The 26,560-nt window shown below is 41.1% G+C and carries 23 protein-coding genes; 11 read left to right on the forward strand and 12 right to left on the reverse strand.

Features of this window, described 5'->3' with window-relative positions; translation table 11 throughout:
* Positions 1-24: 24 nt before the first annotated feature.
* From JFU56_RS15490 to JFU56_RS15500, 3 genes are all read right to left on the reverse strand, one after another.
* Positions 25-1,941: an EAL domain-containing protein gene (locus tag JFU56_RS15490; protein ID WP_198438184.1), complete on the reverse strand. Its 1,917-nt coding sequence runs from the start codon at positions 1,939-1,941 to the stop codon at positions 25-27.
* Between the two features lie 390 nt (positions 1,942-2,331).
* Positions 2,332-2,952, reverse strand: a complete 621-nt coding sequence (gene ssb / locus JFU56_RS15495) for a single-stranded DNA-binding protein (RefSeq protein ID WP_198438185.1) — start codon at positions 2,950-2,952, stop codon at positions 2,332-2,334.
* A 1-nt stretch (position 2,953) separates the two neighbouring features.
* On the reverse strand, positions 2,954-4,327 hold the full coding sequence (locus tag JFU56_RS15500; RefSeq protein WP_198438186.1) for an MFS transporter: 1,374 nt from the start codon (positions 4,325-4,327) through the stop codon (positions 2,954-2,956).
* Positions 4,328-4,835: 508 nt separating this feature from the next.
* Between JFU56_RS15500 and JFU56_RS15505 the strand changes: the two genes are divergently transcribed.
* From JFU56_RS15505 to JFU56_RS15530, 6 genes are all read left to right on the forward strand, one after another.
* Complete coding sequence (locus JFU56_RS15505) at positions 4,836-5,474, forward strand: LuxR C-terminal-related transcriptional regulator (protein WP_198438187.1); 639 nt, start codon at positions 4,836-4,838, stop codon at positions 5,472-5,474.
* A 256-nt stretch (positions 5,475-5,730) separates the two neighbouring features.
* Positions 5,731-7,896: a polysaccharide biosynthesis tyrosine autokinase gene (locus tag JFU56_RS15510; protein WP_206759247.1), complete on the forward strand. Its 2,166-nt coding sequence runs from the start codon at positions 5,731-5,733 to the stop codon at positions 7,894-7,896.
* A gap of 16 nt (positions 7,897-7,912) precedes the next feature.
* Positions 7,913-9,100, forward strand: coding sequence for an outer membrane beta-barrel protein (locus tag JFU56_RS15515; RefSeq protein WP_198438188.1), 1,188 nt, complete (start codon positions 7,913-7,915; stop codon positions 9,098-9,100).
* Between the two features lie 24 nt (positions 9,101-9,124).
* A complete protein-coding gene (locus JFU56_RS15520; RefSeq protein WP_198438189.1) occupies positions 9,125-9,679 on the forward strand; it encodes a polysaccharide biosynthesis/export family protein in 555 nt (184 codons plus the stop codon).
* Between the two features lie 64 nt (positions 9,680-9,743).
* Entirely contained in the window at positions 9,744-12,602 is a 2,859-nt protein-coding gene (uvrA, locus tag JFU56_RS15525) for an excinuclease ABC subunit UvrA (RefSeq protein ID WP_198438190.1), read from the forward strand.
* Position 12,603: 1 nt separating this feature from the next.
* Positions 12,604-14,310, forward strand: coding sequence for a PglL family O-oligosaccharyltransferase (locus JFU56_RS15530; protein WP_198438191.1), 1,707 nt, complete (start codon positions 12,604-12,606; stop codon positions 14,308-14,310).
* 106 nt (positions 14,311-14,416) lie between these two features.
* Here JFU56_RS15530 and JFU56_RS15535 read toward each other — a convergent pair whose 3' ends face one another.
* The 5 genes from JFU56_RS15535 to bioH form a co-directional block, all read right to left on the reverse strand.
* Entirely contained in the window at positions 14,417-15,535 is a 1,119-nt protein-coding gene (locus JFU56_RS15535; protein ID WP_198438192.1) for an alanine--glyoxylate aminotransferase family protein, read from the reverse strand.
* A gap of 192 nt (positions 15,536-15,727) precedes the next feature.
* On the reverse strand, positions 15,728-16,321 hold the full coding sequence (locus tag JFU56_RS15540) for a YhgN family NAAT transporter (protein WP_026006196.1): 594 nt from the start codon (positions 16,319-16,321) through the stop codon (positions 15,728-15,730).
* Between the two features lie 300 nt (positions 16,322-16,621).
* Positions 16,622-17,206, reverse strand: a complete 585-nt coding sequence (locus JFU56_RS15545; RefSeq protein ID WP_198438193.1) for a DUF4202 domain-containing protein — start codon at positions 17,204-17,206, stop codon at positions 16,622-16,624.
* 96 nt (positions 17,207-17,302) lie between these two features.
* Positions 17,303-18,058, reverse strand: coding sequence for a hypothetical protein (locus tag JFU56_RS15550; protein WP_198438194.1), 756 nt, complete (start codon positions 18,056-18,058; stop codon positions 17,303-17,305).
* A gap of 187 nt (positions 18,059-18,245) precedes the next feature.
* Positions 18,246-19,082 carry a pimeloyl-ACP methyl ester esterase BioH gene (gene bioH, locus JFU56_RS15555; protein WP_198438195.1) on the reverse strand — a complete coding sequence of 279 codons (837 nt, stop codon included), beginning with the start codon at positions 19,080-19,082 and terminating at the stop codon, positions 18,246-18,248.
* Between the two features lie 85 nt (positions 19,083-19,167).
* Here bioH and JFU56_RS15560 point away from each other — a divergent pair, with 85 nt between their 5' ends.
* On the forward strand, positions 19,168-19,875 hold the full coding sequence (locus JFU56_RS15560; protein WP_242065977.1) for a ComF family protein: 708 nt from the start codon (positions 19,168-19,170) through the stop codon (positions 19,873-19,875).
* A gap of 71 nt (positions 19,876-19,946) precedes the next feature.
* A complete protein-coding gene (gene nfuA, locus JFU56_RS15565; RefSeq protein ID WP_019440662.1) occupies positions 19,947-20,525 on the forward strand; it encodes a Fe-S biogenesis protein NfuA in 579 nt (192 codons plus the stop codon).
* Positions 20,526-20,648: 123 nt separating this feature from the next.
* Here the strand turns inward: nfuA and gpsA are convergent, their stop codons facing one another.
* The 3 genes from gpsA to JFU56_RS15580 all read right to left on the reverse strand — a co-directional run bounded on the left by gpsA (position 20,649) and on the right by JFU56_RS15580 (position 22,628).
* Entirely contained in the window at positions 20,649-21,653 is a 1,005-nt protein-coding gene (gene gpsA / locus JFU56_RS15570; protein ID WP_198438206.1) for an NAD(P)H-dependent glycerol-3-phosphate dehydrogenase, read from the reverse strand.
* A gap of 3 nt (positions 21,654-21,656) precedes the next feature.
* The gene (gene secB, locus JFU56_RS15575) at positions 21,657-22,130 is read right to left on the reverse strand and encodes a protein-export chaperone SecB (protein WP_019440660.1); all 474 of its coding nucleotides are present in this window, start codon (positions 22,128-22,130) and stop codon (positions 21,657-21,659) included.
* Between the two features lie 69 nt (positions 22,131-22,199).
* Positions 22,200-22,628, reverse strand: coding sequence for a rhodanese-like domain-containing protein (locus JFU56_RS15580; protein WP_198438196.1), 429 nt, complete (start codon positions 22,626-22,628; stop codon positions 22,200-22,202).
* A 312-nt stretch (positions 22,629-22,940) separates the two neighbouring features.
* Here JFU56_RS15580 and gpmM point away from each other — a divergent pair, with 312 nt between their 5' ends.
* The gene (gpmM, locus tag JFU56_RS15585) at positions 22,941-24,473 is read left to right on the forward strand and encodes a 2,3-bisphosphoglycerate-independent phosphoglycerate mutase (RefSeq protein WP_198438197.1); all 1,533 of its coding nucleotides are present in this window, start codon (positions 22,941-22,943) and stop codon (positions 24,471-24,473) included.
* 29 nt (positions 24,474-24,502) lie between these two features.
* Positions 24,503-25,660 carry a murein hydrolase activator EnvC gene (locus JFU56_RS15590; protein ID WP_198438198.1) on the forward strand — a complete coding sequence of 386 codons (1,158 nt, stop codon included), beginning with the start codon at positions 24,503-24,505 and terminating at the stop codon, positions 25,658-25,660.
* 4 nt (positions 25,661-25,664) lie between these two features.
* Here JFU56_RS15590 and JFU56_RS15595 read toward each other — a convergent pair whose 3' ends face one another.
* Positions 25,665-25,919: a YkgJ family cysteine cluster protein gene (locus tag JFU56_RS15595; RefSeq protein ID WP_198438199.1), complete on the reverse strand. Its 255-nt coding sequence runs from the start codon at positions 25,917-25,919 to the stop codon at positions 25,665-25,667.
* 66 nt (positions 25,920-25,985) lie between these two features.
* On the opposite strand from JFU56_RS15595, the gene JFU56_RS15600 reads away from it, so the two are divergent.
* On the forward strand, positions 25,986-26,402 hold the full coding sequence (locus JFU56_RS15600) for an acetyl-CoA sensor PanZ family protein (protein WP_198438200.1): 417 nt from the start codon (positions 25,986-25,988) through the stop codon (positions 26,400-26,402).
* The last annotated feature ends 158 nt before the right edge of the window (positions 26,403-26,560 follow it).

Here is a 26,560-nt window from a genome sequence, read left to right on the forward strand (position 1 = left end):
TTAAATGACCACGTTAAAGTGACGTTAAGACTCAGCCAATACACTGACTTGATTACAAAAATAACCTTGAGCGCCATAAACACCAAGTTTTTTGAGACTGTCCCACTCACTTTTAGACTCAACACCGACAGCAACCACTGTCGTCACTAAGTTAACGGTACCACCGAGGATGCTGCGAATAGCCACTTGATTAATTTGGCGTTTATGTAAATCTCGCACCAAACTAGGATGGATCTTAATAACATCAACACCTAATTTCTTGATATAGGAGGAATCCACAACGTCCTGACCAACCATATCCACAGCGATGCGGCAACCGAGCGCTTTGAGGTTTTTAACTGGATCTAATAACATAGCTAAATTACGATTTATTTGATATTCATGGATCTCAAAATGGATAAGTCCGCGTAGCGCAGCAGGCAAGCGAATTATATCTAAATACACCGCACGCATAAACCGCTTATCTAAATAACTTTGAATGTCTAAGTTGATGCCACAAGCAATTGCCTCACCCTGCTCTAAAGTCGAAATCGCATGTTCAACCGTCAGTCGGTCAATACGTTTTAATACACCGCATTTCTCTGCCATCGGCAAAAATACGCCGGCATGCACCCACTCGTTATTTTCATCTTTTAGTCTTGGGGATATTTCATGCCCAAGTAACTGTTTATCTGCCATGCTTAAAACAGATTGCTGTTCATAATAAAAACCATTGTTATTAAAGGTTTTATCAAATAGTGCTCGCCATCTCACGGTCCCCTTCGAATGTACAGGGGAAAGCTCTTCTTGCTCATACAAGAACCAGCCAGAGCAACCTTGTAACACCGCAATTTTTAATGCTTGATCGACACTTTCTAGTACCTCTTCAGCATCTTCGCCGTAGTGGTAAATAGCCACGCCGGTATAAAATAATTCATCACAATCCACGGGGGTTGATAAACCAACTCGCGTGAGTAACTTATACAACTGCTTCATCACAATCTCAGACTCAGGACCAGTGATCCGAGGTAATAAAACAATGAATTGATCACCCCGATAACGCGCGAGTACTGAATCTGTAAAACGATCTACAAATTTACTTAACAGTTCACTGACTGATTTTACCATCTCGTCAACACTTGCTACGCCATGGTTATAATTTAGTTGTGATAATTCATAGAGTTCTATTTTAATAACCGTACCAGCGATAACACCTGGATCGGATAACATCGCCTCTAGTTGATTTAAAAAAGAGTCTCGATTACCAATCCCCGTAGACGCATCCACAAACGCATTAGTACGCATGTAAGAATCAAAACGACTACGTTCTTGTTTCGTATCTTCCAGATCAGCGATTAATTTATCGAATGCACGACTTGTTGCTTTAGGCCATTCTGAATCTGTACCGACAGCCACTTTAAGGTGGTCACCATTCATGATTTTATAACTGCGCATTGACAGTAATTCGGCGCCATACATGCCTTTTCTTAGCAACCTAATTGCAATCACTAACCCAAACAACGCAATCACTAACCCAGTACCAACACCAGTTAATAATACCGGCGGGTATTCCATCGCATAATACGGCGACAACATCACCACCTTTGCAGTAAAGTCATTATTAGCGCGTAATTTAAAATGATACTCTTTAAGAAAAGAGGCAACGGCGTCGGTATCAGGCGTGTTAGCATCAAAGTAATAACTAACGAGCCCCTCTTTTTCAACCGTTAATTGTAATACCGAATGTGCACGTAATAACTCTGGCAGCCAGAATGCAAAACGAGGCTCGCTATCTTCCATTGCAAGTTGCTCATCCATCACATCAATCAGACGGGAAATATTTTGTTTTTGAGTTTCAATTGCCAATTCACGTAAACTCACCGCACCGCCAAGTAATACAACGCCAACCGATGACACCACACAAAAAATAATAAAACCAATCAGTTTATTGGTAAATTTCATATATTCTTATACATCCCTATATCAGAATCTAATCTTGTAAAAACTTAACTTTATTGATGATAACGAACTTACCGTATCATTATCGATTCTACGGTATTTCAACACGAAAAGCAGATAATATACCAAACAGAGTCAAGAATAAAAAACCAGTTTAGCGAGCAGTACTAATAAATAACAACTAATTTTAAAGCAAATGAAGTATAAATGTGATCTTAACCCACCGCTAAAATGAATATTCTGTTTTTCATATATAACGTTATGATTTCAAATCATAACGTTATGCCGCCATTTACTTTGCAGCCTATGACGGAACGACAAATAATAAAAAACCCCGAAAATCGGGGCTCTTTTATTATCATGTTAAACAATCAATTCCGGCTCTGAAATGATCTAGAACGGAATGTCATCATCAAAGTCAGCAGATGGTTCGTTAAAACCTTGCTGTGGTGCTTGAGGCGCTGCTGCAGGTGCTTGCTGTTGTGGAGCATAGCTTTGTTGCTGTGGAGCCTGTTGCTGTGGCTGTTGATTATAGCCACCTTGCTGTTGCTGCGGTGCAGCTGCTGGCTGTTGTGGTTGACCCCAACCTGCATTTTGGTTTTGCTGTTGTGGTTGCTGGTTGTAAGAAGAACCACCACCTTGCTGCTGTTGTTGACCGCCTTGACGGGCACCAATCATCTGCATTACACCATTGAAACCTTGTACTACAACTTCTGTAGTGTAACGGTCCTGGCCATTTTGATCTTGCCATTTACGTGTTTGTAATGCGCCTTCAATATATACCTGTGAACCTTTACGTAAATATTCACCAGCAATTTCTGCTAGTTTACCGAATACAGCAACACGGTGCCATTCAGTTTTTTCACGCTGTTCGCCAGTTTGCTTGTCACGCCACGATTCACTTGTCGCAATCGTTAGATTGGCAACCGCGCCACCATTTGGGAATGAGCGGATTTCAGGATCATTACCTAAATTACCAAGAATAATTACTTTATTTACGCCACGACTGGCCATGCTAGCTCCTGTGCTGTTCACGAACCAGGTTCAAAGCCTGGTCTATTTCAAAATCTTTAGTCGCTTTTAAATAAGCAACCTGCTCTTCTAATACTACTACAGCTTCATTAATACCGGAAAGCGATATTAGCTTTTCGGCGATTAATTCAGCGTCTCTTTGGTTAGCAATGCTCACAGCGATAGTATGTGCCTTCACTTGACCGACATTCTCTAAGCCTAAAGAAATAGCAAACCACACTATCATGACCGCAGCAATAATAAAGAATAAACCTTGCGAGCCTAATTGCGAATACAAACTACCAGCAATAATGCCGCCACAAAATGCACCAGCAAACTGTGACGTTGAATAAATGCCCATTGCCGATCCCTTAGCACCAGCCGGAGCCGACATAGAGATCATCGCAGGTAACGATGCTTCTAAAAAGTTAAACGCGGTAAAATACAAAATAATTGCCAGACCAAACAGCCATAAATTACCATGAGCAAAACCCATGACGCACAAGGCGCTCCCCATTAACGCGATTGCAAATAAGAAAAATTGTTTATTCATTTTCTTTTTCGCCGCAATAATCAACATCGGCACCATCAATATAAATGATAGCAGTAATGCAGGGAAATATATCCACCAGTGGTGCTCACCAACCAGTCCTGCCGACTCTAATTCAAATGGCAATGATACAAATACTGCAGTCAGCGTTAGGTGTAATAAAAAGATACCGACATCAAGGCGCAATAATTGCGGATCACGTAACATCGCTCTTAATTTGTTCTTATTCGTACTCGCATCGCCCGCGGGCGCTTTGGTTGTTGAGTTCGGTACAATATAGTACACCACTAACATACCAACGATAGCCAAAGCAGCGGTCACAAAGAAGATGCCTTTAAGACCAACCCATTGTGCTAATACAGGACCAGCCACCAGCGAAAACGCAAATGACAGACCGATGCACATACCGATAACAGCCATCACTTTAGGGCGTTGTTGTTCGCGGGTAATATCAGCAGCTAATGCCAAAATAGCGCTGGCAACGGCACCTGTACCTTGTAGTATACGTCCAAAAGCCACGCCGTAAACGGAATCAGCCATGCCAGCAACAATACTACCAACGCAAAATAAGCCTAAGCCAGCGATAATGACGGGCTTACGACCAATACGATCAGATAACTGGCCCATCGGTATTTGCAGCATTGCTTGAGTTAAACCATAAGCACCAATAACGATACCAACCCACAACGGCGAATAACCGACTAAATCGCGCCCATATATAGCAAATACCGGCATGATCATAAATAACCCCAGCATTCTTAAACCAAATACTAGCGCTAGCGACACCGCTGTTTTTTGCTCTAATTTAGATAAAGCTACATTATCCATAATTAATCCATCAACCCTTTAATATTTACAGCGCCATGTTAACACGTCATGCTAGCTGACAATAAAAATTTATTTAAAACAATCACAGTCCCCCCGACCATGCTTTAGTATTAACAAAAAATAAAAATAACCGTAAAACACCAAGTTAATCATCACAAGTGAAACAAAACGCCAAAATAAAACGCCAATACAATGACAATAAAAGCATTAATCGAAGTTAAACCATCAATACAATTAAAAAATAAAAGTATGAGACGGCATAAAGTGCCAGGCTAACTTGACTCATTTCAGACACCCAGATATGTTAAGTTTAATTAACAACTATTTAACATTGAGTATATGAAGGGCTTTTTTGTGTCTCCCACTGTCAATCAATACTTTAGTACCACGCGGTATTGAACTTAGGCATTAGGTTTAACACTTAAATTAAGTCATTACCTCAATATTATCGCTTTATAATACCCAACATTAATATGGATATAACCACACACACTAAAGGATTAGTCATATGTCGGATTACCCAAATGTAGTACTACTGTCACAGCCAAGTCTGCAAGTCGCCACGTTAGTCTCGTGTTTAAGAGCTAAGCTCGATATACCGGTACAACAGCTGCGTGAAGTTGCCGAAATTGAACGTATCTCGATAGATGACAATTTATTATTACTGGTTGATACAGATAACCTCAGCAGTACTTCACAGGAACAACTAAAAAATAAATTGAAGCAATATCATGGCATGTTTCGTTTAGCATTGATTAATTTAAGTGACGATACCACGATGGAAAACATTTCAACTTGGCCATCAATATTCGGCGTATTTAATAAACGCGATGAACTCGATGTCGTTTGCAAAGGCATACAAAAGATCACCGAAGGTGAGTTTTGGATGCCAAGACGCACGCTTAGTTCTTTGATCTCAATTTATCGTTCAACTAAAACCGTTGATCTCGATAGAAAACCAGAACTAACAACTCGTGAACAAGAAATTTTGCGTCAGTTAATGACAGGCTCATCTAATTTAGAAATTGCCGATGCATTATATGTCAGCGAGCACACCATTAAATCGCATCTCTATAATGTATTCAAAAAAATCAAAGTTAAGAACCGTCTACAAGCGGTATCTTGGGCGAAAGAAAATCTGATATAAAAATTAATGGTTCGCAAGGCCATTATCACCCCGCTAAAATAACGCTCCCCTTTAGACTAAAAGCAACGCCGCCTCTTAGACTAATATACATAAAAGATCATATTTTATATGGTCCTTTATACTTCCTACGAGATAATTACATACTAACTTGCACTTGAAATGTTTCTTTTTTGTTAAAACAATGGTACTTGTTAATGCTAAGTAATGAGAACGTATGGATACGTGACCCTATCGCTCGCAATTCAAAGGATCTGAAGTGGAGCAAAATAATGAGATGCATCACAGACTCCAACAAGGAGCCCAAGATGAAATAGATTTAACGCATTTAGTTAATATAATTAGTCGTGCGTTTTTACGGATCTGTGTCATCACAACGCTTGTTGCTATCATTGCAGCGGTATTCATTGCCGATTTACCCCCGATTTATAAAGCCAGCACCGTACTGCAATTACAAATACAGCAAGCAAAGCCAATTGCAATCCAAGGGGTGCTACAAAACGATATAAACAATAAAGATTACTTTCAAACGCAAATAGAGATCCTGCGTTCTGATTTAATCACCGAAAAAGTCATCAACAAGTTACAGCTATCTCAACACCTTTATTACACACAGAACAAACCTCTCACTAAATTCGCCGAGCTCGTGAGCGATATAAAAAAAATATTATCAACGGATATAGTCCCAGTAACGGTCGTTAATCCACATGCTTTTATTGCCCAGATAAAGTCCGCAGTCCAGGTCAGCTTAATTAAAAATACGCCATTACTCACCATCAGTTATGAACACTATTCACCTGAGTTAGCCGCCTTAATTGCCAATACCTATGCAGATGTATATATCCAACATAATCGTGATTTCAGAGTCCAACAAACGATCACAGCCTCGCTTTGGCTTAAAGAAGGCGTGCAAGCACTCAAAGATAACCTGAATTTAGCGGAAAGCAATCTCACCGCCTTTCTGCAGCAAGAGAACTTAATTAATGACAGCGGTATTAATAATTTCACCACGACAGAATTACAGAATCTCACCACAAAATTAAATGTGATCCGTAGTGAGTTAATTAGCGCGCAGACCTTATATCGACAAGTAAATCAGGCTGAAAATTTAGATTTACTCACATCAACATCAATTAAAGCACTATCTAATCAAGCTGTTATAGTTGAGTTGAGAAATAGTTATACTCGAGTGAAAAATAATATAGCCGAGTTATCAAAACGCTACGGTCCACTTCATGACAAGATGATCCACGCCAATGCGCAACTCAGTGTCATAGAAGATAATGCTAAAAAAGAGCTGCAACAACTCTCTCTCGGTTTTAAAAAAAGCATCATTCTGCTTGAACAAAATGAATCCGCAGTCATCGCCGCATTACAAACAAAAAAAACCGAGCATCGCACCCTGATTAAACAGAAAGCACGTTATAAAGAGCTCAATCGAGAACTCACCTCAAGTAACGAATTATATAATATGTTTTTGATGCGATTGAAAGAAACCAATCTCACCAATGATCTTAATCTATCAACAGCCACCATAACCGACAGAGCCAAAATACCGCGATCCCCTTTCAAACCGAAACGCACATTGATATTAGTTTTGGTGATCTTGCTGACACTGATGCTGTTAGTAGCACATGCGTTACTCAGTGCATTATTCTTTGTCAATCGAGACAATGTGACAAATCTAACCGTGCCATTATTAGGCTCACTGCCCAATTTTAAAGCCATTAATAAAAAATTTGAGCAACACTCCCCACAAAAGTTATTCCAGACCAATAATGTAATTTTTGAAGCAACACAAAGTTTACGTACATCACTGCAACTATCAGGAGTAACCAAGAAACAGCAGGTCATCATGGTCACGTCCAGTTCCGTCGCTGAAGGAAAAAGTACATCTGCAATTTATCTCGCGATGGCATTAGCTCAATCCCACAAAGTGATTATTTTAGAAGCCGATATGCGAAAGCCATCGATAAGAAAAAAAATGGGGATCCCAAACATCCAACGGGGACTAGTCGATATCTTGAGTAAAAGTGGTAATTTAAACAGTTATATCTGGCATGATCAGCATTCAAACCTCGCGGTACTGTCAGCGGGCGAACTTACCGACAGCCCATCTAACTTACTTATTTCTAAGCGTTTCTCAAGCTGTTTGGCGATCTTAAGATCACAGTATGATTATATTATTATCGATTCACCACCAAGCTTGCTTGTCAGTGATGCGCTTATTATTGGTCAACACTCTGATTTTAATATTTTAGTTACCCGTTCAAACAAATCTAAAATGAGCGAGCTCAACAACACTATCGAATTACTGGCAAAACATGGCGTCAGTACCAATGGCATTATCTTAAACCAAGAACCTTTAAAGAATGATAAGCGCTATCAATACTATTATAAAAGGGAGGCTGCACTGGCCTCATAGCCATGCGAAAAACCTTATGCTTACATTACGTTACCTGCTATTAATCCTCTGCTCTGCACCATTTAACCTACTGGCAGAGCCTTCACCTGCTTACAACACTGATTTAGGTATTGAAATAACGCCGAGCCTAGCAATCAATTACAAGTACGACGACAACATAGCCAATGTCAGCAGTAACAAAACAGCCTCCAACTTAATTGAAATAATGCCAGCGTTACGTATTGAAGGAATAAAATACAATAACCAATTAACGCTCAACTACGCAGCAAAAAGAAATCTATACAGCGAAAGTGAAAATAGTAATTTCACTGACCATACATTACAAGCAGGTATTAGTCGCGCCATGAACAGGCGACATACATTAGCATTGCTATATCAGTTTGACCAAGGCCACGATGCTCCCAACACAGGGGTCTCAGAAGGTGACGTTCGAGTCGCTGAACCTGCTATTTTTTATGCTCAAGCTATAGACCTTAGCTATCGCTACGGCAGTCAATCCTCAACTGTAACGCTAGCGCCCAGAGTCAGCTTTAATAACAAGCGCTACGATGAGGACAATAGTAATTACACAACGGCTGCAGATTTCAATGAATACGATTACGGCCTTGCCATTTATTATCGCCTTGCCGCCAGTGTTAACTTGTTAGTCGACATGGGTCATATCAGCACAAATTATCGAGACACTGGCAATGCTAAAGACAGCACTCAAGGCAGCGCTAATTATCTCGCTTATAGTGGTATAAATTGGGATATTACAGGTAAAACACAAGGCGTAATAAAACTGGGCTATGAAAAAATTAATTTCGCCGATAATAGTCGTACAGCGCAAGCGGATCCAAGCTGGGATGTTGGTATTCGCTGGTCACCAAAAACCTATTCCATCATCAATATCAGCGTCAGTCAAAAAATACGCAATGCAGTCACAGGTACTGACAGCATTGAAACCAATAATCAATCCATCAACTGGCAACATACCTGGCGTTATAATTTATCCAGCTCATTGGCTTATAGTCACCGTGATGAGCTATACCAACAGAGCAAACGTAATGACAATAGTCACCAGCTTAATATGGCATTAGATTATCAATTTCGCCGCTGGTTAACATTCGGGTTAAGTTATGGATACCAAAATAAATCATCGTCAGATTCACGACTCGCTTATGATAAAAGCATCTACGGTCTAACCAGCAACTTGGTCTTCTAGATGACTAATATGAAAGGATTCAGCATGTTTAATCTCACTCTGTGGCAACTCTGTTTATCACGGTCTTGTTTATTACTATCCTGTTTATTACTATCAACATCTGCGGCGGCGCACCAGAAGCATCACAACTATACAGTCGGTGCTGGCGATAAAATCGCGATTGATGTCTATGGTGAAACAGACCTGAGTTTTAATGTCATCATTGATTCTTCCGGCACTATTGATTACCCCTATCTTGGCGAAATAACCGTTGTTGGCTTAACGCCAAGTGAAATAAAACAAAAAATACATAACGGTTTAGAAGGGTCTTACCTCATCTCACCCAAAGTGATGGTCAGTATCGCCACATTCCGTCAGTTTTATATTAAAGGCGAAGTAAAGCGCCCTGGAGGATACCCTTTTCGACCAGGCTTAACCGTTGATAAAGCCATTGCTCTCGCAGGCGGTTTCACTGAACGCGCGGCAAAACAGTCCATCATGCGCTCGACAAATAGCGATCTAACCAAAACACAAAGCGTCAACATAGATGATCATATCTCTCCCGACGATATCCTTAATATTGCGGAGAGTTTCTTCTAAAGTAATGCCTAACAAGTTCGAGTATGCGATACTGACTGATTATTTTATGTAGTGTGAGTTATGTATGGATCAAATCATTGTTCGGGGCGCACGCACCCATAACCTTAAAGATATCAATGTTGAACTACCGCGCGATAAGCTAATTGTGATCACAGGGTTATCCGGTTCTGGCAAGTCGTCATTAGCATTTGATACGCTTTATGCAGAAGGTCAGCGTCGTTATGTGGAATCACTTTCGGCCTATGCGAGACAATTCCTGTCCTTGATGGAAAAGCCCGATGTCGATCATATCGAGGGACTCTCTCCGGCGATCTCTATCGAGCAAAAATCAACATCGCATAACCCACGCTCAACGGTTGGTACAATCACCGAGATCTATGATTACCTGCGTCTATTATTCGCCCGTGTCGGCGAACCACGTTGCCCGACTCATAATGCTCCTTTAGCAGCACAAACAATCACCCAAATGGTTGATCACGTGTTGGCATTAGAAACGGGCCGTAAATTAATGTTATTAGCACCGATCGTGAAAGAACGTAAAGGTGAGCATGTTAAAACCCTGGCTAGCTTAGCCAGCCAGGGTTACATCCGCGCACGTATTGACGGTGAAGTGTGTGATCTTTCCGATCCACCCGCATTAGATCTACATAAAAAACATACTATTGAAGTGGTGATCGACCGCTTTAAAGTCCGAGATGACCTGCAACTACGTCTGGCGGAATCCTTTGAAACCGCACTCAATATGTCTGGCGGTACGGCTTATATTACTGATATGGATGATAGCGATGCAGAACCTATCGTATTTTCGGCGAACTTCGCTTGTCCGCAATGTGGTTATAGCATGGCTGAGCTTGAACCGAGAGTGTTCTCGTTTAACAATCCAGCTGGCGCTTGCCATACCTGTGATGGGCTAGGCGTACAGCAGTATTTTGATCACGACCGCATTATTATCAATGCCGACTTAAGTCTATCAGGCGGCGCGATCCGTGGTTGGGATAAACGTAATTTCTATTACTTCCAAATGCTGACTTCATTAGCGAAGCATTATAAGTTTGATCTGACCAAACCGTTTAATTCATTAACCACTGACATTCAAAATTACATCCTGCAAGGTAGTGGCGAACAAGAAATTGAATTTAACTATGTCAATGATCGTGGCGATATCGTGCTTCGTCACCACGCGTTTGAAGGCATTATTCCTAATATGCAACGCCGCTATAAAGAAACAGAATCTAATGCGGTACGTGAAGAGCTGAGTAAATATTTAACCACTAAATCTTGCGAAACATGTTCTGGCTCGCGTCTACGCCAAGAAGCTCGTCACGTCTATATCCAAGAAACGACACTGCCAGAAGTATCTAGAATGGCAATAGGTGAAGCATTTGATTTCTTTGCGGGTATGGAACTACCTGGTCAAAAAGGTCAAATAGCCGAAAAGATCCTCAAAGAAATTGGCGATCGTCTTGGATTCTTAGTCAATGTTGGGCTTAATTATTTAAGTCTAGAGCGCAGTGCTGATACCTTATCTGGTGGTGAAGCACAAAGGATCCGTCTGGCGAGTCAAATCGGTGCAGGTCTGGTTGGCGTGATGTACGTACTCGACGAACCCTCGATCGGCTTACACCAACGTGATAACGAACGCTTGTTACAAACCCTGATCCACTTACGCGATCTTGGTAATACCGTGATTGTTGTCGAGCACGATGAAGATGCGATCCGCGCGGCTGATTACGTACTTGATATTGGCCCAGGTGCAGGTGTGCATGGTGGTGAGATCGTCGCACAAGGTAATGTTGATGATATCTTAAAAAGTAAAAAATCACTGACGGCAGATTACCTCAGTGGTCGTAAAGCGATTGAGATCCCAGCGCAACGAACACCGTTAACCGATAAATGGGTTCACCTCAAAGGTGCCACAGGTAACAACCTTAAAAATGTTGATCTTTCGGTTCCCGTTGGCGTGATGACCTGTGTAACAGGCGTATCAGGTTCTGGTAAATCAACCCTGATCAATGATACTTTCTTTAAGATCGCACATATCGAATTAAATGGCGCAACGGTAACAACCCCCGCGCCTTATACGTCAATTTCAGGACTAGATCAGCTTGATAAAGTGGTTGATATTGATCAAAGTCCTATTGGTCGTACACCACGTTCGAATCCAGCGACCTATACCGGAATATTCACAGCTATTCGTGAAATTTTTGCTGGTACGCAAGAATCTCGATCTCGTGGTTATAAACCGGGCCGCTTTAGCTTTAACGTTAAAGGCGGTCGTTGTGAAGCCTGCCAAGGTGATGGTTTAATCAAAGTCGAAATGCATTTCTTACCTGATGTTTATGTACCTTGCGATAGCTGTAAGAGCCAACGCTATAATCGTGAAACATTAGAAATACGCTACAAAGGCAAAAATATTCATGAAGTATTGGATATGACCGTTGAAGAGGCTAATACCTTCTTTGCGCCGATCCCGCCTATTGCCCGTAAATTACAAACCTTAATGGATGTAGGTCTGTCTTATATACGCTTAGGTCAGTCAGCGACGACATTATCGGGTGGTGAAGCACAGCGCGTTAAACTGGCTAAAGAATTATCAAAACGCGATACCGGCCAAACCCTGTATATCTTGGATGAACCGACGACAGGTTTGCATTTCCATGACATAAAATTGTTGATGAAAGTGTTACATCGCCTACGTGATCACGGTAATACCATTGTCATTATTGAGCATAACCTGGATGTCGTTAAAACGGCTGACTGGGTGATCGACCTTGGTCCAGAAGGCGGTAGTGGCGGCGGTGAGATTCTGGTTGCAGGTACACCGGAAACAGTAGCTGAGCATCCAGACAGCCATACCGCACGCTTTCTAAAACCAATGCTTGAACGTGCAAAGCAGCTTCAAGTTATTAACCAAGAGTCATAATATGAACTTAACAACATTGAAAAAAGGATTTTTCATTACGTTTGCCATATATATGTTGATCGGGATGCATTATTTTCAGCATAATGGTGGCGGTTCTGGCCTACACTTGCCTTTTAATCCTATTGGCTGGATATTTATTTCCAGCTTAATCGGTATCGGCCTATGGCAAGCGACATTACAAGCTAAACTGGTTTATTCACGTCTCAGTTTAATGTTCATCGCTGCCACGTTAGTCATGTTAATACCGGTATTATATGCCGACCCAGTAGTCGCAGGGCTTAGCTACACGCGATTATTCGGTTTAGTCGGTGGCTTACTGTTTTTTATTGCCTTGCAACAATTGCAGCTTAATCAACAACAACGCCTAATGTTATTGTATCTCATCTTAGGTGCTGTCTTTGTCGAAGCGCTATTTAGCCTAGTGCAGTATTACCTGTTACCCGTCAATAATACGGTGGGTTATCAAAAAATAGCCAATCGCCCGTATGGTATTTTTCAACAACCGAATGTGTCAGCATCATTTTTAACAACCGGTATTGCGCTGGCTTTATATTTGCTGACACAGACCAAGTTAGATGAAAAAGGTAAACGGTTATTTTGTTACGCCACCACCTTCATGGCGGTTATTCCGGTGATATTACTGCAATCACGCACCGGTTACTTGTCATTATTGATTGCCCCACTGATGTTATTACCTTGGGTATGGCTACAATTACGCGAATCTGAACAAACAAAAAATCTGTTTATATGGTTAGCGTGTTGCGTTATCGCAGTTGCAATTAGTACTTACTCTCTCGAAACGGCAGATAAAGTGGCGCGTTCAGCAGCCGCATTAACAGATCCAGGTGCTCGTGTACCAATCTATCTGCATGGTTTTAACATGTGGTTAGAAAAGCCCTTATTAGGTTGGGGTTACGGCAGTTTTGAAGTTGCTTACCTCAACTCATATAGCGAAGCATTAAGTCAAGGTTTAGCCTTACCCGGCTCTCCAGAAAATCTCGACCACCCCCACAATGAACTCATCTATTGGGGCATTGAAGGTGGGCTCGTAGCATTAACTGGCATCGCATTATTAGTGATTGGCTTCTTACGTATTATCGTCAAGCAACCAATCTGGCAAGGTTTGGCTTTATTAGGGCTGGTGTTCCCGCTGGTATTGCACAGCCAAACTGAATACCCGTTTTATCATGCCATCGTACACTGGGTCGTCTTTTTAACCTTGGTTTGGTATATCGGCTGTCGTTATGGCAATACCAAAAGCATCACGTTTAATTACACCTTTTTATTACGTACTTTAGCCTTATTGATCCCGCTGGTAACAAGCGTATTCATGCTAACAACTTTACATACCAATAAGCTACTAACGCAATATGAACGCAGTGATCGCAGTGATATAACGCCATTAACAAAAGTTGTTAACCCAGTGGCTTGGATCACACGGTTAGAGTTCAACGCCATGATGTATCGTTTACAAATTGCCATGTACAATAATGACATTGCAGAGCTAAATAACTATATAGATTGGGCTACAGAAATCAGCCAGAAAACCCCAAGAGCAAATATTTATATTAATTGGGTGCGGGTATTAACTAAGCTAGGACAAAATGAAGAGGCAAAGGTCTTGTTGCAACGCACTGCGTTACTTTACCCAAGTAATAAATGGGTACAACGCTTGGCTGCTAGTCAAGCTGATAGCACGCAGCCTTAATAGACAAATCTTGATTAGCTAAGAAATTAGATTAAAACCAAAAAAGCTCCAGCCATTATTAATGACTGGAGCTTTTGCATACTAGAACATTAATAGAGCTTTTCTATTAATTCAACGTTTCTTCTAGCGCACGTAAACACAGCGCAACGTTAGCAGGACGTGCAGCATAACCCATCAAACCAATACGCCATGCTTTACCAGCAAACGCGCCAAGACCAGCACCAATCTCAAGGTTATAAGTTTGCAATAACTGATTACGTACAGCCGCATCATCAACACCTTCAGGAATAACAACGGTATTAAGCTGTGGTAAACGACATGATTCATCAACGATAAACTCAATGCCCAGTTTTTCCAAGCCGGCACGCAGTGCTAAATGTTGCTCAGCATGACGTGCCCATGCATTTTCTAAACCTTCAGTCTGTAATTGCACTAAAGATTCATGCAATGCATACAGGGTATTCACTGGTGCAGTATGGTGATAACTGCGCTTACCTTCACCTGACCAATAGCTCATGACTAATGTTTGGTCCAAGAACCAGCTTTGTACTGGCACTGTGCGGCTTTTAATTTTTTCAACCGCTGCAGCGCTAAAGCTCACAGGTGAAATACCAGGTACACACGATAAACATTTCTGCGTACCTGAATAAATAGCATCAATGCCCCAGTCATCAACATACAGTGGCACACCACCGAGTGACGTCACCGCATCTACAATAGATAAACAGCCATGCTCTTTTGCTAGTGCGCACAGTGTTTTTGCATCAGACAATGCACCAGTAGATGTTTCTGCATGAACAAAAGCGACAATTTTCGTGTCAGGGTGCGCTTTTAGTGCTGCTTCAAGTTTTTGTGGATCAACAGGTTTACCCCATTCATCTTCCACTTTAACCAGCACACCACCTGAGCGAGTGACATTTTCAGCCATACGGCCGCCAAACACACCATTGATACAAACTATCACTTTCTCGCCAGGCTCAATTAAATTCACAAAGCATGTTTCCATACCAGCAGAACCTGGAGCAGAAACAGCCATCGTACAAGGGTTTTTAGTTTGAAACGCATATTGCAGTAATTCTTTGACTTCATCCATCATCTGTACAAACGTAGGGTCAAGATGGCCAACAGTCGGGCGACTTAACGCCTGTAGTACATTAGGGTAAACATCTGAAGGACCTGGGCCCATCAAAGTACGTTGCGGGGGATAAAAAGAGGTAATGCTCATTCATTTTCCTTGTCATTTATGAGAATGTCGATCAGAAGCAGCACCTTTAACCATGCTACTTTCATCCAACGTTCTAAACTATCTGTAAGCTTACTTAAGTATTAAGATAGATTAATTTACCATTGCGACGGCATATTGCAAACAACAAAGCAAAGTTTTGTTTACAACGCGGCAACAAATTGGCGTTATTCATCAGCTTACCGTTGCAATATAATCAGCAATGCCGTCAAGTAACATCTGTACAGATATCATCACTAGCAACATCCCCATCAGACGTTCTACAGCCGCTAAACCTTTTTCACCAAGAATACGGTTAAAGCCTTCATAAAACATTAAAATAAACGCACTCAAGCCCCACGCAATAATTAACGCAGCAGACCATTCAAACATTTTATCCGGATCTTGATGAGCTAATAGTAATAGTGCGGCGAGAATTGAAGGACCGGCCAATAAAGGGATCGCCATTGGAACAATGAAGGGTTCTTCACCTGCCGCCAGGCCAGTTAGCCCTCCTTCACTTGGAAAGATCATCTTAATTGCGATCAAGAATAAAATAATACCACCGGCGATCCGCACAGCTTCTTGCTTTAAACTTAAGAAACCGAGGATCTTTTCACCCAAAAATAAGAATAACAGCATAACAAACAGTGCGATTAGCAACTCACGGATCATCACCGCACGTCGACGTTTTTTATCAATATGCTTTAAAATAGATAAAAATATAGGTAAGTTACCTAGCGGATCCATGATCAAAAAAAGCATCACCGCTGCCGAGATTATTTCCATTTCCATTAACTTAAACTCCCTAAATCATGCAATTAACCAACTGTAACTACTGAGCTCAATATACCAGAGCAATTGCATATATACAGGCTTTAATCATAGTCAAAAGAAAACAAAAATAGCGACTAACATAGTGATATTAACTGCGAGTAATAAAATGAGGAATTGAATCTGTGAGTCGAGTCATAATGGTAGGTAAAGAAAGGTGCTTATACATTGATACATGATTAATCATAATTCACTGACCTCATCATCGCGATAGTGAATTATGATTACTGGATTAGACAGTCACAACCTGAATGACTAACTAAGGGCTTTAGCCAATAAAGCTTGCTGGTCAACTGTAAACGGTAATTTTAGTGCCGCCTCATGACCTTTTTCTGACATTTTCGCCCATGTCTTTTGCACGATCACAATCAGTTTTTCTGGCGTATGCTTTTCTGCAAATGCGCTAAAATAATATTTTAAGAATACCAAACAAATGACATCTTCAAGTGCTTGAACTTGTGGGTCACGCTTAATTTTTTCTTTACGTAACATCCGGCCAATCGCGTGTATTTCATCTTCTGCACAACCGACTTGTACTGCAATCTTCATCGCTTCTTCGGCATGTAAACGACCGAGTGACTGACGCCATTTATAATAACCTTCACGGCCTAGAGGATGATCGCTACGTGGAATACTCCAACGTTTAATATGCTGGGCACGAGCGGCGATTTGCAGCGCTGTTGACGCTTCAGGCATAAATTCAGCCAGACACTCACTCATACGAATGCCATATAGCCATTCTTTTGGCTGGGCTACACCATCAACGAGTTCAATTACTGGGTCACACTGATTTATTTGATCGATTAATTCTATTGCTTGCTGTATCCGTTGCTCTGACATGACATCCTCGTTATCAGTATGGTTATTTTACCTATACTAACAAAGCAGAGCCTGAGTTACTGCTAAAGTATCGGAAAATAAGCAATAAAGAACACATCATTCCTTATGATCGATTTGTGAAGGTGGGTGCGGTTCGATATTTTCACCATAAAAATAACCGACAACAGCACCTGCTAACTTTGATTTTGCCGAGACAGCTACTGAATCATTGCCTAAATTATTACCAGAGCCATTACCCAAAATAGCAGCGTCATCAATAGAAGAAGCAAAAAGATCATCGAGCGAGACAACATGAGAATGGATATTTTCACCTTTTAATACGCCTGTGACACTGGGCAGTTGCGCGGCTAATTCTTTCACATCATCGAGTTGTTTTAAGCGTAATAGATCCGCCAGTGCGGTTTTAATCGTATAGTTAATCTCGCCAAGCTGCCCACGATCATCAATATCGAGCATTGCTTTAGCTAAGATCGCCTGACGTAATAGTAATAGTTCAGCAATAATAGTCTCGGGAGGCTGAGCCATATCAATCGGTAATGTGGAACGTTCAAATCCAGTATTGCTGCGATCATCTTCATCGACAGCATGCTCGAGCACAACAGCGGCACGATCTTCATTATCAGTAAATGGTGAGGGGTCTCGAGGCTGTTTTCTCTTGTGCTCGGGATCGTTTTTCTTCGGGTTGTAATTGAGAAGATCTTTTTCTGCCGTACTATCATTCGTTGAAGCGGACGCACTATCAGGTGTCACGGCTGGCGTGATTTCGCGTTTTTCGGCGTCACGCTCTACCGCTGCAGTCGTCGGATTTAATGCATTCGGAATAGCGGTAGGTGGCGGGATCACTAACGCCATATATCAGCCACATGATGAGTGATTGCATGAGTTAAAGTACGAGCACAAGAATGCGCTATATACGCACTTTCTAGACAAGACATATTAACTGATAATTGTGTAAACATATCCTCCCCCTCATTGTCGCTAACCGTCATCAAATAATCGCAGCACATCAAAAAACAACATTAATGATGGTCACTTAAGTTTATAACGAATTCTTGAGAAATGTCTGCAATTTATTAACAAAAAGCACAGGTTCCGAAATAAACGGCGCATGTGACGATGCCTTAAATATCAAACTCGATGATTGCGGTAAGTGATTATCCATCCAAGCCACCGTTGCTTGTGGTACCAGAGCATCTAAACGGCCATAGCAACGATAAAAAGGCATTGCTAATGAAGATAAATCAGCACGTAAATCCACTCTCTCCAACAACCTTAATCCATTACTTAGCGCCTGTTCATGTGGTTGTGGTCTAGCAGCTAATAAGGATTTTAATTGCTTAATGTCTTGTTTTGCCGTCTCGCTTCCCATGCCCTGAATAGCGAGAAATCGGTTAATTGTTTGCGGTAAGTTTTCTTGTAACTGTTGCTGGAATTGCGCTAATACTTTTTCAGCAATGCCTGACCAAGCGGGTATATCAGCAATTTTCGCCGTTGCCATAAACTTCGGCGAGCTAGCGACCGTCACTAATGCAGCAACACGTTGCGGATATTGCAGCGCAAAATGTGTCGCACAAAGCCCACCTAACGACCAACCTAACCAAACAGCATGTGCAGGGACGACATCCACTAATGCATTAGTGATGGCAACTAACGTACTGCTATCAGCGTAATTTTCATGGCTAAAACCAAAACCAGGTAGGTCAACCAAATGTAAACGATAATGCGTAGATAATAACGGCACAACCGATTGCCAGCACGCACTATTTAGTCCCCAACCATGCAGTAATACTAGATCTGGGCCTTCACCAACAATTTCGACATGCAACTTTGTACAAGGACTTACATTTTTACTTTCTTTGGCGATAACGTCTGGCATTTGATCCTACACTTGAGCAATAATTTATTGCCTCGAGGATATACCAATCAAACCTCTAGATACAACTAAGATACGCAAATTCAGTGTGGCATTATTACAACCACGTTGTTATTTATGCGACATGCCTATCGACAACCCACAACCTTTCTTGTGCCTTTTATGTCAACAGGAACTGCCCTACTTACCACTCTCGTACTGCCTAAGTTGCGCATTACCAAAAGCTAAACACCAGCCACATCAGCATCAGCACTGCAATGAATGCCAGCAACAGCCTCCACCATGGCAGCAATTAATTACCTGCATGAGTTATACTTTAGAATGCCAATATTTAATTAAACAATATAAATTTGCGCAGCAACCCCAACTTCACTTACTCTTTTCACACCTGCTAAGTCGTCGTATTGCCAACCAAGTCATACAAGATAACTATCCTTTACCTGATGCCCTTATTGCGATCCCGTTACATAAAAAGCGTCAGTCAAAACGCGGTTATAATCAGGCTCAGTTAGTCGTTAAGGATTTGACAACGCAACTGCATATTCCACTTATCGCCGAGGGCACATTTATCCGAACTAAAAATACTAAAGCACAAGCGCAACAAACCGCGAACCAACGAAAAAATAATATGCGTGATGTATTTCAAGTAACCCAAACCATAAACGCCAAACATATCGCAATTATTGATGATGTTGTCACCACAGGAGAAACAATACAAGCCGCTTGCCAGACGTTACTTGCAGCAGGGATAGAACGTATTGATATATGGTGTATCGCCAGAACATTAGCGGATTAGTGGTTTATCATTTGAAATAGCGTTACAATTAAAGACATAGTAAATTAGTCAGGTATGACAAAGAGGACATCATGATAACAATTACTGAAGCGGCACAAACTCACTTTGTAAAATTACTTAGCAACCAAAAAGATGGCACTAACATTCGTGTATTTGTCGTTAATCCAGGCACAGCAAATGCAGAGTGTGGCGTATCATATTGTCCACCTGAAGCAATTGAAAGCACTGATATTGTATTACCATTCAGCGGTTTTGATGCATTAATTGATGACATGAGCAAACCATTCTTAACCGATGCTTATATCGATTTTGTGACTGATAAGATGGGTTCTCAATTAACACTGAAAGCACCAAACGCAAAAGTACGTGCGGTAGCAGATGATGCTCCACTGTCAGAACGCGTTGACTATGTGATCCAAACTGAAGTTAACCCACAGCTTGCTGGCCACGGTGGTAACGTAGTATTAACTGAAATTACTGACGACGGTATCGCGATTCTACAGTTTGGTGGCGGTTGTAATGGCTGTAGCCAAGTAGACTTCACGTTGAAAGAAGGCATTGAAAAGCAGTTATTAGAATTGTTCCCTGAAGAATTAACAGCAGTTAAAGATGCAACAGAGCATCAAGCTGGTGAGCACTCTTACTACTAATAATTATTAGTCTAGACTATTTATTAATAGTCATAGCATTCGATTTAACTAAATCGGAAATAAAAAAAGTGACGGCTTTCGCTGTCACTTTTTTTATAGACAAAACTTATCTACAAAGAATAATTATTCGCCTTTCTTATCTCGTGCTAACAAGTCCAATGCTGCTTCTTTAGCAGACTTATTCTCATATAACACTTGATAGATCTGTTCGGTAATTGGCATTTCCACACCAAGACGCGCAGATAACAAATAAACTTCTTTGGTATTACGATAACCTTCAACAACCTGACCGATCTCAACTTGCGCTTCATCAACGCCTTTACCAGCACCGAGTGCAAGACCAAAGCGGCGATTACGGCTTTGATTATCAGTACATGTTAGTACTAAATCACCCAAGCAAGACATACCCATAAAGGTATTTTTATCGGCACCGAGCGCTTCACCTAAACGGCATAACTCAGTCAAACCACGAGTGATTAAAGCAGTACGCGCGTTAGCGCCAAACCCAAGTCCATCAGACAAACCAGCACCAATAGCAATCACGTTTTTTACCGCGCCGCCAAGTTGTACACCAATAAAGTCATTATTAGTATAAGTGCGTAAGCTACGGCCACAATGCAATAAGTGTGAGATATCATCTGCAAACTGTGGGTCTGTTGATGACACACTGATCGCCGTTGGCAAACCAGCTGCGAGTTCTTTCGCAAACGTAGGGCCAGATAACACAGCTAAAGGATAATGCGTACCGAGAATATCAGTAGCAACGTCCTGTAACAGACGCCCCGTTTCAGCTTCTAAGCCTTTCGTTGCCCAAGAGATACGCGAGTCTTCACGCAAAAATGGTTTAATCTGCGCTAATACATCACCAAATACATGGCTAGGTACAACAATCAGAATATCACGACTTGCTGCAATCGCTTGCTGTAAATCAGATTCTAATATCAACGCATCAGGAAAAGCGATACCAGGTAAGTAGGCTTCGTTACTACGCGCTTTAGCGAGCTGGGCAATGTGCTGAGGATTATGACCCCACAACACGGTTTTATTACCGTTACGTGCTAAAGACATAGCTAACGAAGTACCGTAAGAACCTGCGCCCAATACTGTAATCAAGGCTGCATTAGTCATCACTTAAGAATCCAGTTTTTGCTCTGCAGGAGCTTCAGCTGCTTGTTGTGCTTGTTGAACATAAGATGCAAATAAAGCATCGAAGTTAACAGGTGCAAGGTTAAGCTGCGGGAAAGAGCCACGGCTAACTAAGCTAGCAATTGTTTCACGTGCATATGGGAATAGGATGTTTGGACAGAAGGCACCTAGGCAATGTGCTAATTGACCTTCGCTTAATTCACCAACAGTAAAGATACCTGCTTGTTGTACTTCACATAAGAACGCTACTGTTTCGCCATCTTTAGCTGTTACAGTGAGTGATAAAACAACTTCAAAAACACCTTCACCGAGCTTAGAGCTACGCGTATCAAGATCTAATTTAACTTCAGGTTTCCATTCTTGTTGGAAAATCGCTGGCGAATTCGGGCATTCAAAAGATACGTCTTTAAGGTAAACACGTTGGATATTAAATTCTTGTTGGCTTGCTGATTCTGACATAAGTAAATTCCAATATTTTATAGTTTCAAACTGAATAATTAATTGCTTAGTTATCTGGCTACTAGACTATTATTTTTTAACAGTCGGTAAGTTAGCTTCTTGCCAAGCTGCCATGCCACCAGATAAGTTATAAACAGTAGTAAAGTCCATTTTCGCTAGACGATTTGCAGCGCGACCTGAACTCATTCCGGTGTCGCACATAACGATGATTGGGGTATTTTTGTGTTTTTCAATCATCGCTAGCTTATTTGCTTCAATATCAGCACTAGGAACGTTAATTGCGTTTAAAATATGTGACTTACGATAATGTTCTGCTGCTCGTACATCAACAATAATAGCGTTTTCTTTATTCATTAAAGTTGTCGCTTCGTGGTTGTTCACCGACTTAACTTTAGACATAGCACTCGTGCCAAATGAATAAATAAGGAAACCAGCAATAGCTACCCAAGCGAGAGATAAGGCTGGATTATTTGAAGCAAATTCAATATATTCTTGCATGTGATTATGACTCTAAGATTTAATAATAATGGATTATTCTCAACGGAGTATACATGTGACAAGGAATAAAAGCAGCTCAATAATAAATTCCTCACAGCCGTTATGAATAGCTAAACCATAAAATGAATAACGTTTTTTCTATAATGACGCTAACACCTCAGCACATGAAACAGCTATTTATGTAGTAATATTACCGATATTTACAATTAAATATCTTCAATATTCTACCTGGATCATAAATATGAGCCGATCAGGCCACTGAAAGTGTAGTAATATTCCTATATTTAAATTAAATAACCGAGAGGTAAACTCATGTCTAAGGCTAAGAAAACAATTGCACTCATCATTATGGATGGCTGGGGCCACCGTCTTGATCAACAAAATAATGCTATCGCAAGTGCAAAAACACCGATTTTAGATAAGCTATGGCAAGATTGCCCAAGCATGTTGATCTCGAGCTCAGGCTTAGATGTGGGGCTACCTGATGGCCAGATGGGTAACTCAGAGGTTGGTCACGTAAATATCGGCGCTGGTCGTATCGTTTATCAAGACTTAACTAAAATCGACAAATCAATTGCTGACGGTGAGTTTAACCACAACCCAGTATTGGTTAAAGCCGTTGCAGGCGCTGTAGCAAATGATAAAGCAGTACATATTCTTGGTTTAGCATCGCCAGGTGGCGTACACAGCCACGATGACCAAATGGTCGCTATGATCGATATGGCAGCGAAACAAGGTGCAACAAAGATTTATCTACATGCATTCTTAGATGGTCGTGATACACCACCACGTAGCGCACAAGGTACATTAGAAAAATTTGATGCCAAATTTGCCGAAGTTGGCGTGGGTAAAACAGCAACATTAATCGGTCGCTACTTTGCAATGGACCGTGATAATCGTTGGGATCGTGTTGAAGAAGCATATAACTTATTTACTCAAGCACAAGCGTCACATAAAGCAGACAGCGCGATTGCAGGTCTAGAAGCTGCATATGCTCGAGATGAAAATGATGAGTTTGTGAAAGCGACAGTGATTGGTGAGTCAGCACCGATTGTTGATGGTGACGCCGTTATCTTCATGAACTTCCGTGCCGATCGCGCACGTGAAATTACCCGTGCATTCGTTGATACTGATTTCACCGGATTTGAGCGAGCTACAACACCTGCATTATCTGACTTTGTTATGCTAACTGAATATGCAGCAAGCATTGATGCAAGCGTAGCCTTTCCATCAGATAAACTAGTTAACACGCTAGGTTCAGTACTTGAACAAAACAATAAAACGCAGTTACGTATTTCAGAAACTGAAAAATATGCGCATGTTACCTTCTTCTTTAATGGCGGTTTAGAAGATGCATTTGCTGGTGAAGATAGAGAATTAATCCCATCACCACAAGTTGCAACGTACGACCTACAGCCAGAAATGAATTCAGAAATGCTCACAGATAAGTTAGTTGCAGCAATCGAAAGTGGTAAATACGACGCTATCATTTGTAACTATCCTAATGGCGATATGGTTGGCCACACAGGTGTGTTTGATGCAGCGGTACAAGCATGTGAAGCCGTTGATAAATCAATCGGTCGTGTAGTTAAAGCACTAGAAAAAGTCGGCGGCGAATGCTTGATCACTGCCGATCATGGTAACGCGGAAATGATGGTGAACCCTGAAACAGGTGGTATTCACACTGCACATACTAATTTGCCAGTACCACTAATCTATTTTGGTCGTGATGCAGTACCAGCTGACACAGGTCGCCTATGTGATTTAGCACCAACACTGCTGACTTTACTTGGTCAAGAAATTCCGACTGAAATGACTGGTAACAACCTAATGAATCTGAAATAATCGTTTCCCTACGGGGAAAGGATAACGTCATGACATTTATTAAAAACAGCATGGCCTATAGCGTTATAGGCCTGCTGATATTGCTTTCATTAAACACTTATGCAGCCAATAATCAATCCGAACTGAATCAACTTCGCAACCAGATCAAAGTCCAAGACGCATCCATCAAAAAGCAGCATCGCTATTTAAACGATCTATCAAAACAAACTCAAAGTACCGATCGTGCTATTAGTAAAGTGGCCGCACAACTCAGTAATACCGAATCTCTCATTACCAATATCGAGCAGGACCTTAACGCGCTCGTCATAAAACAAAAAGCATTATTAAAAAGTAAAAAGAAACAACAAAACATCCTTTCCGCACAAATCGAAACAGCCTATCTAAGCGGTAATAATGATTATCTAAAACTACTTCTTAATCAACAGAACACCAATGAGATAGAGCGTTCTCTCGTTTATTATCAGCACCTTCATACAGCACGCGCAGCCTCCATTGCCGAATTTAATGACACCTTAGCTGAAATTGAAAAAAATGAAATTGAACAGGAAAAAATAAAACAGCAATTACTTGTCATCAAAGCCTCACAGCAACAAAAAGCCAAGCAATTAGCACAGCAAAAATCGCAACAAAAGAAAAGTAATAGAAATATTGCTTACAGCATCAACAAACAGAAAAAAACACGAACAGAATTAGGTATTGCAGCTCAGAAGTTAAAACAACAAATTGCATTATTACGAAAACAACAAGAAATAGCGTTATTAAAAAAACAGCAAAGCGCGCAAATCTCATTATCAGGCTTAAAACAATATAAAGGTAAATTAGACTGGCCGATAAAAGGTAAAGTTCTGCATAACTTTAATAGCAAACGCTTTAATAATGTCAGTTGGCGTGGCTTGGTAATCAGTGCAAGTGAAGGCAGTAAAGTCAAAGCAGTTAGCGCTGGCAAGGTCGTCTTTGCAGATTGGCTACGTGGGTTTGGTATGGTAACGATTATCGACCACGGCAAAGGCTATATGAGCTTGTATGGCCACAACCAAACTTTACTTAAAGTTACGGGTGAAAAAGTACGCAAAGGTGATGTGATTTCATTAGCCGGTCGCAGTGGTGGTCAACTAGAATCTGGGGTTTACTTCGAGATACGCCACAAAGGTAAAGCCGTTAACCCACGCTCATGGCTGAAGCGTTAATAAACTAGATTGCAGTTTGTATTTCTAGATCCGTAATTAAGAACAAAGCTTGCTCACGGTTTTCACCACAGACATCATAAGTGGCCTTGAATGTATCGCATAATGGCGGACGTTCAGGGTCAGTAAATATCAAACACAGATTATCTGCCGATAAATTAACGCAACGCACGCCAGCAGGCTTACCATCAGGCATTCCAGGTATATAACTTGTAATACTTGGCGCTTCACAGCACGCGCCACAATTCATTCTGCATTGCATAAAACAAACCTTAAAAATATAATGATAATAGCGTAATATTAGCCTGTATCTAAAAAAGGGAACAGCATGAGATTATCAGCATTTACAGTAACAGTATCCACACCACAGTTACTTATTGATATAACAAAATTGTATCGACCATTTCAGCATGGTGAAGCAGAAATTAAAAACAGCTTCGAGACATTACTGCAGGACGATAGCCAGACGCTATTTGTTACTAAATTTAATGACCGCCATATCGGAGGCTTAATCATGCAGCATGATGCTACAACATTATTTTTAAGCTGTATAGCGGTCAGAGATATAACTCAGCAACGTGGCGTAGGTAAATACCTTATTCAGCAAGCCATCGAGCAAGCTAAAACTCAGCAATTACAGACAGTGACTGTAATTAAATCGGCACAAATAACAGCTGAACTATCAGCGTTCTTAATACATCAAGGCTTCACTGAACAAGACTCAGCACTTCACTTTAGCTGCTAAGAATTTCAGGTATAAAAAAAGCCGATATCAATGATATCGGCTTTTTTCGTTCAAGACAGCGTCTTGAATCTTGTTTAGCGTTTGGCGATGCCCTACTCTCACATGGGGAAACCCCACACTACCATCGGCGTTATTACGTTTCACTACTGAGTTCGGAA

Origin of the sequence: Moritella sp. F3 (assembly GCF_015082335.1) — a bacterium.
Lineage (GTDB): Bacteria > Pseudomonadota > Gammaproteobacteria > Enterobacterales > Moritellaceae > Moritella.